Below are 13,873 nucleotides of genomic sequence, written 5' to 3'. Positions count from 1 at the left end.
CGCAGTGGTGTCAAGAAGGACTGCTCTCATGGAAGAACCCATCGAACAGCTTCCCTACTCAGACTGGGTCGACCAGGATCTGCTCACTCGTGAGCTGGCCGGCGATCTCCTCGACGAGGAGATCGCCGCTGAACGCGAACGGCTCGCGCGTCTGGAGCGCGGTGAGTCCGGTGACGACATCGTCCTGAGTCGTGCCGACACGCAGCGCCGTCTCGCGGCGATGATCACGGTCCGTGATCGCGTCCGCACTCCGGGGCGACGGTGACGCAGGGCTCCGGTGCCGCCATCGATACCGGCAGACCCCTACCGCAGCCGACGTTGGCGAGTGCCGGATTCTGGGCATCGGGGGCGGACGGCATCCTGCGGATCGCTCAGTGTGCGGACTGCTCCAAGCAGATGCACCCGCAGTCGGTGCTGTGCCCGGAATGTCGTGGTCGTAGCATTTCCCTTCAGCCGGTGTCCGGCCGCGCCGTCGTCGTGGGTGTGACGGTCAATTCCCAGCAGTGGCTTGCGCACTTCCACCCACCGTATGTCATCGCGATCGTCGCGCTCGCGGAGGATCAGAGCGTGCGGCTGACAACGAACATCGTCGGCTGCGAGCCGGGCGAGGTGACAGTCGGTACCCAGGTCCGTGTTGTGTTCGAACAGGCCGCCGAGGACATCTGGCTGCCGCTCTTCGAGCTGGATCCCGAGGCCATCGGTGAGCCGGGACCGTTACCTGAACCCGATGATTACCGCGCCCACCTCCGTCCACCCGCGTCGTCCGATCGGTTCGAGGAGCGCGTCGCGATCACCGGTGTCGGTCAGTCGGCGATCGGCCGTCGGCTCATGGTCGACCCGCTGTCCCTGACGGTCGATGCCTGCCTCGCGGCCATCGAGAATGCCGGACTGACCCTAGACGATATCGACGGCCTCTCGACCTACCCGGGGGCGATGGCCGGCGGCATGTCCGAGGGGGGCGTCATGCCGGTCGAACAGGCCCTGCGGATCCACCCGACCTGGGTCAACGGCGGGGGAGATCTACCTGGGCAGAATGGTTCGATCATTGCCGCGATGCTCGCGGTGGCCTCGGGTCTGTGCCGCCACGTACTGTGCTTCCGCACGGTGTGGGAGGCCAGCCACTCGCAACTGACGAGGTCGGGCAGGTGGGAAACCAGTGGCGGCCGGGCAGCAGGCATGCTCGAGTTCCGCCACCCTTTCGGGGCCATGTCCGCCGCCAACTGGATCGCCTGCCAGGCCTCGCACTACTTCCACCGCTATGGCGACGCGAAGCATGTGCTCGGTGCGATCGCGGTCAACGCGCGTGACAACGCCTCCGCGAATCCGGAAGCCGTGTACCGGGATCCGATCACCATGGACGACTATCTGGGAGCCCGGGTCGTCTCAACACCTTTCGGGTTGTATGACTGTGATGTGCCGGTCGACGGTGCGGTCGCTGTGATCGTGTCCGCTGCGGATACCGTCGCTGATCTGCCGAACAAGCCGGTGTTCGTGGAGGCTGTCGGGACCCAGATCATGGAGCACCTCTCCTGGGACCAGGGCACGCTGACCCACCTGCCGCAGTCCCTCGGGCCGTCGGCCCATCTGTGGAGCCGAACGGATCTGCGGCCCGCGGATGTCGACATCGCCTTGCTCTACGACGGCTTCACCTTCAACGCCCTGTCCTGGCTCGAGGCGCTCGGCTTCTGCGAATTCGGCGGCGCCGGCGATTTCATCGACGAAGGCCGCGGCATCGCGGTCGACGGTCGGCTACCGCTCAATCCGCACGGCGGCCAGCTCTCGGCGGGCCGCACCCACGGCTATGGCTTCTTCCGTGAAGCCGTCCTGCAACTGCGCGGCCAGGCTCCCGGTAGGCAGGTCGCCGACCCGCACGGCGCCGTCGTCACTGCCGGAGGCGGTGTGCCTTCGGGTGCGATCCTCCTGCGCGCCGACTGACAACCACGTCCGTACTCTCTTCCACGATCAGGAGTCGTCATGCACCGTCCCCTGGAGGGCATCCTCATTCTTGAGGTCGCCCAGTTCACCTATGTTCCCGCCGCCGGAGCCGTGCTCGCTGACTGGGGAGCCGACATCGTCAAAGTCGAGCACGCGGTAACCGGTGACGCCCAGCGCGGCCTGGTCCGGGTCCTGGGACTCGATGCGAGCACGACCGGTTCGTCGTTCGCTCCCATCATGGAGGGCCCGAACCGGAGCAAGCGCAGCATCGGAATCGATCTTGCCAATCCAGACTCCCGCCCGGTCCTCGAGGAGCTCGTCCGCCGCAGCGATGTGTTTCTCACCAATTACCTGCCCGGCCCCCGCACCAAGCTCGGGATCACGCTCGAGGAGATCCGGGCGATCAACCCGGACATCATCTACGTCACCGGTAGTGGGTACGGCAGTCAGGGCCCCGACGCGGACAAGGGCGCATATGACGCGACCGGATTCTGGGCTAGAGGCGGCAGCGCCAACGGCGTTATGCCCGCCGAAGCGGACCACATGGCATTCATGCCGGCCGGAGCGTATGGCGACAACATCGGCGGCATGGCCATCGCGGGCGGTATCGCTGCGGCGATTGCCGGTCGGGAGCGTACGGGCGAACCGTCGGTCGTCGACGTGTCCCTTCTCGGAGTCGGTGCGTGGGCCACCCAGTTCTCGGTCAACTTGGCTCTCAGTTCCGGTGGTCCTCTTCCGAAGGTGCAGAGGAGAACCCAGGCCGCGGGCAATCCGCTGACGGGCTCGTACCGTACCTCCGACGGCCGATGGCTGCAGTTCTCGATGCTTCAGCCCACCCGGTTCTGGAACGAGTTCGTCACCGCGATCGGACTCCGGCATCTCGTCGATGACCCGCGGTTCGCGACCATGGAGGAGATCTTCGCCAACAGCGGGGAGATCGGTGACTGGTTCGCGGCGGCGATCGCCACCCGAACCTATGCGGAATGGACCGTTGCCCTGAACGGGCTGAGCGGGCCGTGGGCTCCGGTGCAGGACGGGTGGGACGTCGGGCACGACGAGGCACTGATCGCCAACGGCCGGATCGCCGAGGTGATCGACGTGGATGGCAGACCACAGAAGCTGGTCGCGAACCCGGTCAAGTTCGACGACGCGCCCGTGCAGATGACGCGGGCTCCGTTGTTCGCCGAGCACACCGACGAGATCTTGCGCGAGATCGGCATCGATGACGAGAAGCTCATCGAACTCAAGATCGTCGGCGCAGTGACCTAGGGTCTGATGTCCAGGATGGCCGAGGCCCTCGCGTGCCCCGGCCACCGCCCCGGTCCACCGGTCCTCGTGTTCGGACAGGTGTGGAGATCGGCATCGACCTCCTCGAGTTCGAGGAGGCGCCCGAGTGGTGGACGATGGCCGTGGGGGCGGATCGACCACGCCCGCTTCGAGAGTCGGGCCGGGACCGCTTTGGTGATGGCGAGGTGGTCGTCCGTCGCTATCGGCGCCACGGCGTATTGCCGTGGCTGGATGCTGGGATCAGCGGGGTGCGAACCGCTGGCCGGCGTCCAGGCGAAGGCACTGGCCGTTCAGCATCTGGTTGTCCACGATTGCTAGCGCCAGCTTCGCAAATTCCGTCGGCCGTCCCATCCGTTTCGGGAAAGCGGCACCTTCGACCAGGGGTGCGACCTGTTCGTCGGTGAAGCCGGCAGTGGCTGCGGTGGCGAACAGGCTCGGCGCGATGGCGAGCACCCGAATTCCCTGCGAGCCGAGGTCGCGGGCCATCGCGAGGGCCATGCCCGCGATACCGGCCTTCGCGGCGGTATAGGCGACCTGACCGATCTGGCCCTCGAACGCCGCGATCGAGGACGTGTTCACGATGACCCCGCGCTCTGCGTCGGCGGGCTCGTTTTTGCTCATGTGGAACGCTTGTAGGCGGTTGAGATTGAACGTGGAGACCAGGTTCAAGTCGACGACCTGCCGAAAGGTCTGCAGATCGTGCGGGCCGCCGCGGCCGAGGGTCTTCTTCGCGATTCCACCGCCTGCGGTGTTAACCGCGATATGCAGGCTTCCCAGGTCGTCGACCGTAGCGGCGAGGGCCCGTTCAGCACCGTCGAAATCTGTGATGTCGATGGCATGGAAGATGCCGCCGATCGCGTTTGCGGTCTCTTTTCCGTCGCCGGCTTCCCGGTCCAGCACGGCGACAGTAGCGCCGGCCGCGGCGAGCGCCTCCGCGGTCGCTCTGCCCATGCCGGAACCGCCACCTACGACGACCGCGTTCTTCCCGTTGATGTCCATATGTGCTCCTGTTCGCTGGCTACGTCGCTGGTCTGTCGACGGCTGCTGGACGGATGGCCTCGACCGATGCAGAGATCGCGTATTGCTTCGCTAACTTATAGCACTAAATTAACTATGTTCCAGCGCGGCATGGTGGTGAACAGATGTAAACAGCGCCATCGACCGGCGTGGTCATGTGTGCTCGACACCCATCCTGTCGGCAGGCCGGTAGACGGTCTGCCGCAAAATCGCGGCTTGCCCCGGGTGTTCGATCCGACCTGCCCGCTAGTCGAGAATGTCGCGCACCTGTACGTCCTCGCGGCCCTTCATCAGCGATAGGCGGGTGTTGACCATATGCTTCTGCCAGTGTGTGAACACGCCCTCCACGTCCCCGGGTGCGAAGCAGCTTGATCAGCCGACGGCACGAACGGATCTCGAGCTTGTACGAGAACTCGTACCGTTCGTTGTCCGTGCGAGTCTCGAGCAGGACCGCGCCGGTGTGGCGTTCGGTGATCTCGTGCAGCATGCAGGCGATGATGGCCAGCGCCGCGTTCCCGGACAACTGAACGATCCGCAGGTGGAAAGTCGAGGTGCCGAAAGCGAGATCGTCGGCGGCGTACGCGGCCGGGATATCCTCATCGACGATGCGTTCGAGTTCGTCGAAATGCTCATCGGTGCCCTCGGTGGCCAGAATGCGCGCGGCTTCGGGTTCGATCGCCTCGCGGGCCACGAACACGTCCGCGACTGTGACTCCGGCGAGCTCGAGGAGCAGCGACGCTGGTCGTGCGACGATTTCGGGGCCGGGGACGCAGATTCGGGCGCCGGAACGGGATCCGCGTCGCACCTCTACGAGGCGTTCGGATTCCAGGACACGTACCGCCTCGCGCAGAGTGGGGCGGCTGACCGAGAAGTGCTCCATCAGTTCGGCCTCGTGCGGGAGGTGGTCGCCGTCCTCGAGATCGCCGTCGACGATCATGCGACGAAGGTTGCGTGCGACCAGCTGGGCGGTCTTGGGTGTCCGGATCGGGCGGGGTGTCGCACTGTGTGACCCGAAGATCGGTGCCGGTGCCGGTGCCGTGTCGGTCACGTATTTTCTCCAGTGAGAGTGGATTCGTCGGCCAGGTGACCATCTGGTGCGAGTTGATGTCGGGCTCTCCGACGGGTTGTCCGCTGAATCTGGTCCGCGGACATTTACGAATGATCGAAATCTATCGTACTAGGTTGAACAAGTATTGCAGGCGATCCAGGCATGCGGATCGAGGTCGGGAGTCTCGGATCCAACCAATGGATAGAGAGACTGCTAACTTAGTTATATAGGTACGGTGTCGAAGTGTAACTCACGACTGCAGGAGGAACGGTGGACCTGAACGGGTTGACCACAGTGACCGCGGGGTTGAAAGACCACGTTCTGACCGTCACACTCAACCGGCCGGAGCGGATGAACTCCTTCAACGACGCGATGCGCGCGGAGTTCAAGGCACTCTGGCGTTTCACGGCTGACGAAGACGATGTGCACGTGATCGTGCTGCGGGCCAACGGCGACCGCGCCTTCTGCACCGGCATGGATGTGCGGGAAGGTACCTACATGGCAGACAACCCGTTCAGCAGGCAGGACCCTGGGGTCGATCTCTCGCCCAAGCAGAACGGCTGCTGGAAGCCCCTGATCTGCGCGGTGCACGGCATGGTCGCGGGTGGGGCCCTGTATTGGCTCAACGAGGCCGACATCATCATTGCTTGTGACGACGCCCAGTTCTTCGACCCGCATGTCTCCTACGGCATGGTCGCGGCTCTCGAGCCGATCGGGTTGGCGCACCGCATTCCGATCGGCGAGGTGTTGCGGATGGTCCTGCTCGGCCTGGACGAAAGAATGTCGGCCGAACGCGCGCAGCAGATCGGCTTCGTCAGCGAGGTTCTGCCGCGTGCGCACCTGTGGGATCGGGCGCAGGACCTGGCCGCGCGGATCGCCGCGAAGCCACCGGCCGCGGTGCAGGGCAGTATCCGGGCTATTTGGGAATCGCGCGACACCGGTCGTTCGAACGCCCTCGCCACAGGGATGTCGTACACGATGATCGGCAACCCTATAGGGAAGGCGCAGGTCGAACGGTCGGAGGTCGCTACCCGAAACTACGAGGTTCGCTGACCGCCGAATCGTCAGGCGCGGACCCATAGAGGGAGTAGCTGAGATGGACTACGGAATGAGCCCGGAGCTGGAATGGTTCCGGCTGGAGGTACGGGCCTTCGTCGAGACCAACGTGCCGGCGATACCACCCAGGGCCGGCGCGCGCAGCGCCGAGGACCGGGCCGAGCACACCTTGATCACCGACTGGATCGGCAAGCTCTACGCCGCCGGATACATGGGCGGCGATTGGCCGTTGGAGTACGGCGGCGAAGGCGGTGCCTACTCCAGTGAGCGTGGCGTGGTGGTGGGTGAGGAGCTGGCCCGGGCCCGGGCCCCGCACTTCGCGGGCGCGGGTGGGCTGGTTTCGCACGCACTGATCGATTTCGGTACCGAGGAACAGTGTCGGCGATACCTGCCGGGCATCCGCTCCGGCAAAGATACCTGGTGTCAGCTGTTCAGCGAGCCGAGCTCCGGCAGTGACCTGGCATCGCTGCGGACCAGGGCCGTACGTGCCGAGAATGGGAACTTCCGGGTAAGCGGCCAGAAAGTGTGGACCACCAACGGGCAGTGGGCCGACTACGGCTATCTGCTTGCCCGTACCGATCCGGACGCGCCGAAGCACAAGGGCATCAGCGCGTTCGTCGTCGATATGAGCCTGCCTGGGGTCGACGTGCGGCCGTTGCGTGAGATGACCGGTACGTCCGACTTCAACGAGGTGTTCCTCGACAACGTCGAATTGCCGGCTGGGGCCCTGATCGGTGAGCTGAACGCCGGCTGGGCCATCGCTAATTCGAGTCTCGGGCACGAGCGCAGCGGTGTCGCCACGAGTGCGGTCCGGTTGCGTCAGAACGTGGATGCGCTGAAGGACCTGGCGAGGAAGGTGACCCGCGATGGGCGGCCCGCCATCGAAGACGGCGCGGTCCAGGAGACGCTGGGAAGGTTGAGCGCGGAAGTAGCAGCGCTTTCGGCGCTGGTGTACGCCAACATCAGCCGATGGTCGCGTGGCACCGTGCGGGTGCAGGACGCGCCGATGGCCAAACTGATGTTCAGCGAACTCGGCGTGGACATCGCGCGCTTCGCCCTGGAACTGAGCGGTGAGGCGGGAATTCTGGTCGAAGGTGACCGCGGTGTTGTGGACAACGGCCGGTGGCAGGACGAGTTCCTCTATGCCCGCGCGTACACAATCGCCGGCGGAAGTTCCGAGGTCATGCGCAACATCATCGCCGAACGTGGATTGAACATGCCGCGCTGAGTGACGGATCGGCGCGCGGGTTCGAATATCCGCGCGTCGTCCCGCCACCAGGCCGGCATCGGTATGGCTGGCTCGGGTGTATCGCAACCATGCCGCGATGGTCAGTGCGATCAGCGCACCGAGGCCAAATCGCTGTGTGGGACACCGCTTCTCGGCTCCGCGGCGACGGTCACTGCCGCGATATCGGCGAGGGGTTCCGGTGGGGAGGAGCGGAAAGGACCGATCCTCACAACTGCGCGAGCCGCCTGCGATGCCTGCTCACTGAGCCGTTCAGAATCTCGTCCACCTTGATCCGGCGGGTCAACAGGTGCAGATCGTGTTCCCAGGTGAAACCGATGCCGCCGTGGACCTGAAGAGCGGTCGAGGCGACGGAACTGGTCGCATTGCCTGCGTAGGCCGCGGCAGCGGAGACCGCGGCGGCACGTTGGTCAGGGTCGGCGCCGTCGAGCGCGACCGCCGCGGCCCACAGTGCGGCTCTGGCTGCCTCGGTGTGCAGTGCCATGTTCGCGCAGTGATGCTTGACTGCCTGGAAACTCCCGATGGGCTGACCGAACTGAGTGCGCTGACCTGCGTATTCAACCGTCTGCTCCAGGAGACGTTCGGCGGCACCGAGGGCATCCATTTTCCGGGAGAAGGCGAGGGCGTCGTCGAGATAGGCGAGAGTACCGACTGGTGCGACGGCCCAGCGCTCGGCCGGTAGCGTCAGGTCGAGTTCGAGAATGGACCAGGACCTGGTGAGGTCGAGTGTCTCCAGCGTGCGAACGGCGACACCGGCATTTCCGCTCGGGATGTGGGCGAGTATTTCCGTCCCATCCGAACATGTTGCCGCGAACAGGAATCCGGTGGCGTCGAGCGCAGCGCAGGCGGGCGCGGTGACACCGCTGATCCGCAGCTCGGTACTGCTGATGTCGGCGCTGAGCGGGCCGCCTTCGGCCGGGGCGAGGACGAGTGGGACGAATTCCGCGCCGCCCGTGTTGGCCTCGGCGAGTGTGGTCAGTGGATGGACAAGCTTGTCGAGCACGGCGGTGGACAGAGCCAGCTCGGCGAGCGGAACGGGGCTGGCTGCTCTGCCGTGTTCGGCGACGAGCACCGCCAGGTCGACATGGGTACCGCCGGCATCGCTGGTCAGCAGTCCGATCAGCCCGGAGTCCACAAGGTGTTTCGCGGCGTAGCCGGGAATCGTAGCCGGGCCGACATCGATGGTGCGCCGGCGCACGGAGATGGGATCGTGTTTGGCCAGCCAGGCGCGCTCGCTGGCAGCTAGGGCTTCCTGCTCGGCACTCAATGCGAAGTCCACAGCGTGGCTCCTTTCAATCTTGACCTAGTTAACCACGTAAGCTATCTTCTGTATGGGCGTACAGCAACCCCCGGATTCCGGGCGGGATGATCATGCTCGATCCGATGCGGCCAGTGGCGCGGTTGTGTGCGGATAAGGCGTCCGCCCGCGCCGTCCTGGCGTCCGCGTCTACGTGGAACGAGTCGCAGCTCAGGTCCGCGGCCGAAAGGGCGGCATGTTCGGATTCGCCGTCGACGCTACCGAGGTGGTCGCAGCCGCCGAGGCGAGAAAGGGAAACCCATGGGTGCAGTAATTGTCGAGGCCGTGCGTACGCCGGTAGGGAAACGCAACGGCGGGCTGTCCGGGATCCATCCGGTCGATCTGTCGGCCGTGGTGCTACAGGAGCTGGTGAAGCGGGCAGGTATCGACCCCGGGCTGATCGAAGACGTAATTTGGGGATGCGTCGGGCAGATCGGGGAGCAGACCCACGACATCGCGCGCAATGCGGTACTGGCGGCGGGGTGGCCGGAATCGGTGCCGGGTGTCACGGTGGACCGTCAGTGCGGATCGTCGCAGCAGTCGCTGAACTTCGCGGTGGCCAGTGTGCTCGCCGGTCACTACGAAGCCGTCGTGGCCGGTGGTGTCGAGTCGATGTCGCGGGTTCCGATGGGTGCTGCGGTGATGGGTGGGGGCAGCCCGCTCAGCCCCCGATTCATGGAGCGTTACATCTCGGCGCCCAACCAGGGTATCGGCGCCGAGATGATGGCTGAGAAATGGGCGCTGTCACGCACCGAGGTGGACGCGTTCTCCGCCCGCTCGCACGAACGTGCAGCGGCTGCGCAGGACGCCGGTCTGTTCGATGCGCAGATCGTGCCCGTCACCCTGCCCGACGGGTCGGTCGTTTCCAGAGACGAAGGCATTCGCCGCGGCACCACCGTGGCGAAGCTGGCGGGCCTGAAGACCGTCGTCAGAGAAGACGGGGTCATCCACGCGGGAAATGCCTCACAGATCTCCGACGGGTCAGCGGCGTTGCTGATCGTGAGTGACGAGTTCGCGCGGCGGCACGGTCTGACGCCGATCGCCCGAGTACATACTGCGGTCGTCGCGGGTGCTGATCCGGTGATGATGCTCGGTGCCCCGATCCCCGCGACCGAGAAGGCGCTGCAGCGCTCGGGACTGTCTGTCGACGACATCAGTGTCTTCGAAGTCAACGAGGCCTTCGCTCCGGTACCGATGGCGTGGCAGAAGGAGATCGGCGCACCCGAGGAGAAGTTGAACCCCAACGGCGGTGCCATCGCACTGGGTCACCCGCTCGGTGGCTCCGGTGCCCGCATCCTGACCGACCTGGTCTTTCACATGCGCCGCAACGGGATTCGCTACGGCCTGCAGACGATGTGTGAGGGCGGCGGGCAGGCCAACGCGACGATACTGGAGCTGGTGAAGTGATGACCCCGACAACCGCGGTCAGGCTCTCCTTGCAGGCATGACATAGCAAACTAGGTTAAATATGATATACCACGAGTGTGCGGGAAATCGTCGGGCGAGAGGTGGGCATGGTGCAAACACTGGAAGTTGAACGCCGTGACGGCGTGGTGACGGTAGTGATGTCGCGGCCGAAAAAGAAGAACGCCGGCGATCCGACTATGTGGCGCGAACTCGCCGAGACATTCACCGAAATCGAGCGCACCCGAGGCGACCGGGTGATGGTATTGACGGGAGCCGGTGGCGACTTCTGTTCCGGGGCGGACCTGGACGGGGTCTCTGCTGACGCACTGGACTACATGAGGCGCGCGAGCCACGCGGCCGCGGCTCTTTCGGCGCTGACCATCCCTACCATCGCGAAGGTGGACGGCGTCGCGGTCGGCGCCGGCTGGAACCTCGCGCTCGGCTGCGACCTCGTCGTGGCCACCGACCGGGCGAGGTTCTCCCAGATATTCATCCGACGCGCGCTATCTCTGGATTTCGGTGGCAGCTGGCTACTGCCTCGACTGGTCGGCTTGCAGAAGGCGAAGGAATTGGCCTTCTTCGGGGACATCCTCACAGCGGCGGAAGCTTCGGACCTCGGCCTGGTGACCAAGATCGTGGCGTCCGAGGATCTCGACCGCACGGTCGAGACCATGGCCAGTCGACTGGTGCACGCACCGGCGCAGGCCCTCTCGCTGACCAAGCAGCTGCTCGATGCCTCGGCAAACGGCGGCGGCATCGAGGCTGCCCTACAGCGGGAAAACCACGTCCAGGCCAACAATATCGTCGGTGCCGAGGCCAAGGAGGCCAAGGCGGCCTTCTTGGAGAAGCGGGAGGCCGTCTTCTACCGCGCCGGGTCGCTGTCGGTCACCGCCGCGCGCTAGGAGTCACTCCATGTTGAAGACACGTTTCACCGAAGAGTTCGGTGTCGAGCACCCCATCGTCCAAGGCGGCATGATGTGGGTCGGCCGCGCCGAACTCGCCGCCGCGGTTTCGGAAGCTGGCGGACTGGGCATCATCACCGGGCTCACCCAGCCCACTCCGGAGGATCTCACGAAAGAGATCGCTCGCGTCCGGGAGATGACCGAAAAGCCGTTCGGGGTGAACCTCACCCTCACACTGTCGATCAATCCGCCGCCGTACGAGGAGTATCGCCAGGCGATCATCGATTCCGGAGTGAGGATCGTCGAGACCGCAGGCTCCAACCCGCAGGTACACGTCGAGCACTTCAAGCAACACGGCATCAAAGTGATCCATAAGTGCACCAGTGTCCGGCACGCGCTCAGGGCGCAGAGCCTGGGTGTCGACGCGCTGAGCATCGATGGTTTCGAATGCGCCGGACATCCGGGGGAAGACGACGTCCCGGGCTTGGTGTTGATTCCGGCGGCGGCGGACAAATTGACCGTCCCAATTCTCGCCTCCGGCGGCTTCGCCGACGGGCGTGGCCTTGCTGCGGCTCTTGCGCTCGGTGCGGACGGCATCAATATGGGCACTCGGTTCATGTGCACCGCCGAGAGCCCGATCCACCAGCGGATCAAGGAACAGATCGTCGAGGCGACCGAGCTGGACACGCAGCTCATCTTCCGGCAACTGCGCAATACCATGCGGGCCGCGAAGAATTCGGTGAGCGAAGAGGTGGTCGACATCCTGGGTAAAGGCGGGCGTTTCAAGGATGTCCAGGAGCTCGTTGCAGGTACGCGCGGTCGCAAGGTCTACGAGAACGGCGACTCCGATGCGGGAATCTGGACCGTCGGTATGGTCCAGGGCCTGATCAACGACATACCGACGGCGGGAGCGCTGGTCACCCGGATCGCTGCTGAGGCCGAGGCCGTCCTGCGCCGGAATGCGGCGCTGATCTCGGATCCGGTTGTCGTCTCCTGACAATGTCGGACAAGCAGTAGCCGAATTCGTCTGAAAATGTGAGGGAGCCCGTGGGTACGGACAACGACAGCGACCGAACCGAGCCGGTTCTGGTGACTCGGGACGGCCACGTCACCGTCCTGACATTGAATCGGCCGGATCGGCGTAACGCGATCAATCGGGCGATGCGCAAGGCGATCAAACGGGAACTGTGGAAGGCCGACGCCGACGAGGACATCCGGGTGGTAGTGGTCACCGGGGCGGGCACCGCGTTCTCCGCCGGCGTAGATCTGCCCGAAGCGCTGGCCGGCCCGCCCCCGCGGACCGAGGGGACCACGCCCACGCAGGTGCTGCGTGCGATCGGCAAGCCGGTGATCGCGGCGGTCAACGGCCCCTGTTACACCGGAGCTTTCGAATTGGCGGTGAACTGCTCATTCATCATTGCCTCGGAGCAGGCCGTATTCGCCGACACCCACGCCTCGATCGGCCTGCTGAACGGATGGGGCGGAAGCGCGTTGTTACCCCGGATCGTCGGGCTGGCCGCGGCGACCCAGATAATTCTCAGCGGTGATCCGATCGACTCGGCCACCGCGCTGCGCATCGGTCTGGCGAATGAAGTTGTGCCGCACGCGGAGTTGATGGAGCGCACCCTCGAAGTTGCCAAGTCGATTGCGGGCGGTCATCCGGTAGCGGTACAGCGAATGTTGCGCCTGCTGAAGGAAGGTGCCGGCGCCTCGGTGGCCCATGCTCTCGGCCTCGAGGCGGAAGCCGCGGCGTCCTTTCGGTCGGACGGCAAGGACATTAGTAGCCGCTTCAGCACGCGACCGGCGAAGCAGAGCTGAGGTGTCCGAGGTAGCCCAACCCCGGCCCGGGGACGAGCAGCGGACGATTCCGCTCACAGAAGTGCTGAAGCTGGAGCGTCTCGACCGCCTACTGTTCCGGTCGCTACACCGGGTCGAGGTCGATCGCTCGCTCTACGGAGGCCAGGTTCTGGGGCAGGCCTTGCTAGCTTGCGGTGCCACCGTCGATGCCGACCGCCATCCCCATTCGCTGCACGGCTATTTCCTGCGGAGGGGGAATGGCGCCGAGCCGGTCGTTTTCCGCGTCGACAACGACAGAGATGGTAAGTCGTACTCGGCGCGACGTGTGGTCGCCTTGCAGGACGGCGCGGTCATCTTCAATATGTCCGCATCCTTCCGGACAGTCGCCGAGGGCGAGGAGCGCACCACCGCCCATGCGGTGTCACCCACTGCGCCGCAACAGTGCCCGACCGTGACCCCGGACCCTGGGTTGGCGCTGGTGGCCCGGGTCCAGGAATGGTCGGGGGCGGAGAAGTGCTTTCCGTCGAGATTTTGGGTCCGTCCCAATTGCGAACTACCGCAGGGCGATCCGCTGCTGCACGCCGCTGCTATTGCCTATATGTCGGACTACTCCACCGGTCTGCGCCGCACGGTCGTCGCCGAGGTTCTCGGGCCGAGCCTCGACCACGCGCTGTGGTTCCATCGCACCCCGCGGTGGGACGACTGGTTGTTCGTAGACCACGGGAGCGGTGTGTCGGGGGGTGGACGCGGCTGGTATCCGGGGTCGATCATCGACTGCGGTGAGGGTGAGATAGTCGCGAGCCTGGCGCAGGAAATGGCCTACCGAGTCCGTCGCTGACCGGCCGAGCCTCGATCGACGCGCGCCGAGCTGGCAATCATCC

At 65.2% G+C, this 13,873-nt stretch carries 12 protein-coding genes and 1 pseudogene; 10 read left to right on the top strand and 3 right to left on the bottom strand.

Annotated features, from left to right (window positions below):
* Positions 1-28: 28 nt before the first annotated feature.
* Genes NU1_RS19935 through NU1_RS19925 form a run of 3 tightly spaced genes read left to right on the top strand, consistent with a single transcriptional unit; the run spans position 29 to position 3,204 of the window.
* Entirely contained in the window at positions 29-265 is a 237-nt protein-coding gene (locus NU1_RS19935; protein WP_067523292.1) for a hypothetical protein, read from the top strand.
* A complete protein-coding gene (locus NU1_RS19930) occupies positions 262-1,935 on the top strand; it encodes a thiolase C-terminal domain-containing protein (protein WP_281221254.1) in 1,674 nt (557 codons plus the stop codon). The genes NU1_RS19935 and NU1_RS19930 overlap by 4 nt, the downstream gene beginning before the upstream one ends.
* A 39-nt stretch (positions 1,936-1,974) precedes the next feature.
* Positions 1,975-3,204: a CaiB/BaiF CoA transferase family protein gene (locus NU1_RS19925; RefSeq protein ID WP_067523291.1), complete on the top strand. Its 1,230-nt coding sequence runs from the start codon at positions 1,975-1,977 to the stop codon at positions 3,202-3,204.
* Positions 3,205-3,462: 258 nt separating this feature from the next.
* Here NU1_RS19925 and NU1_RS19920 read toward each other — a convergent pair whose 3' ends face one another.
* Together NU1_RS19920 and NU1_RS19915 are read right to left on the bottom strand one after the other, a co-directional pair.
* Positions 3,463-4,221: an SDR family NAD(P)-dependent oxidoreductase gene (locus tag NU1_RS19920; RefSeq protein ID WP_067523290.1), complete on the bottom strand. Its 759-nt coding sequence runs from the start codon at positions 4,219-4,221 to the stop codon at positions 3,463-3,465.
* A 264-nt stretch (positions 4,222-4,485) separates the two neighbouring features.
* A pseudogene (locus NU1_RS19915) lies at positions 4,486-5,287 on the bottom strand (FadR/GntR family transcriptional regulator).
* A gap of 270 nt (positions 5,288-5,557) precedes the next feature.
* On the opposite strand from NU1_RS19915, the gene NU1_RS19910 reads away from it, so the two are divergent.
* Together NU1_RS19910 and NU1_RS19905 are read left to right on the top strand one after the other, a co-directional pair.
* Positions 5,558-6,340, top strand: a complete 783-nt coding sequence (locus NU1_RS19910) for an enoyl-CoA hydratase/isomerase family protein (protein WP_157552598.1) — start codon at positions 5,558-5,560, stop codon at positions 6,338-6,340.
* A 43-nt stretch (positions 6,341-6,383) separates the two neighbouring features.
* Positions 6,384-7,571: an acyl-CoA dehydrogenase family protein gene (locus NU1_RS19905; RefSeq protein WP_067523289.1), complete on the top strand. Its 1,188-nt coding sequence runs from the start codon at positions 6,384-6,386 to the stop codon at positions 7,569-7,571.
* Between the two features lie 226 nt (positions 7,572-7,797).
* Here NU1_RS19905 and NU1_RS19900 read toward each other — a convergent pair whose 3' ends face one another.
* A complete protein-coding gene (locus tag NU1_RS19900; RefSeq protein WP_067523288.1) occupies positions 7,798-8,868 on the bottom strand; it encodes an acyl-CoA dehydrogenase family protein in 1,071 nt (356 codons plus the stop codon).
* Between the two features lie 279 nt (positions 8,869-9,147).
* Here NU1_RS19900 and NU1_RS19895 point away from each other — a divergent pair, with 279 nt between their 5' ends.
* The 5 genes from NU1_RS19895 (at position 9,148) to NU1_RS19875 (ending at position 13,830) form a co-directional block, all read left to right on the top strand.
* Complete coding sequence (locus NU1_RS19895) at positions 9,148-10,293, top strand: thiolase family protein (RefSeq protein WP_067523287.1); 1,146 nt, start codon at positions 9,148-9,150, stop codon at positions 10,291-10,293.
* 107 nt (positions 10,294-10,400) lie between these two features.
* Complete coding sequence (locus tag NU1_RS19890; protein ID WP_067523286.1) at positions 10,401-11,195, top strand: enoyl-CoA hydratase/isomerase family protein; 795 nt, start codon at positions 10,401-10,403, stop codon at positions 11,193-11,195.
* A gap of 10 nt (positions 11,196-11,205) precedes the next feature.
* Complete coding sequence (locus NU1_RS19885) at positions 11,206-12,192, top strand: NAD(P)H-dependent flavin oxidoreductase (protein WP_067523285.1); 987 nt, start codon at positions 11,206-11,208, stop codon at positions 12,190-12,192.
* 50 nt (positions 12,193-12,242) lie between these two features.
* Positions 12,243-13,013: an enoyl-CoA hydratase-related protein gene (locus NU1_RS19880; RefSeq protein WP_157552595.1), complete on the top strand. Its 771-nt coding sequence runs from the start codon at positions 12,243-12,245 to the stop codon at positions 13,011-13,013.
* Position 13,014: 1 nt separating this feature from the next.
* Positions 13,015-13,830 carry an acyl-CoA thioesterase gene (locus tag NU1_RS19875; protein WP_212761474.1) on the top strand — a complete coding sequence of 272 codons (816 nt, stop codon included), beginning with the start codon at positions 13,015-13,017 and terminating at the stop codon, positions 13,828-13,830.
* Positions 13,831-13,873 lie beyond the last annotated feature (43 nt).

Source organism: Nocardia uniformis NBRC 13702 (assembly GCF_001613345.1).
GTDB lineage: Bacteria > Actinomycetota > Actinomycetes > Mycobacteriales > Mycobacteriaceae > Nocardia > Nocardia uniformis.
Note: the sequence above shows the minus strand (reverse complement) of the source record. Positions and strands in the feature narration are given on the sequence as shown.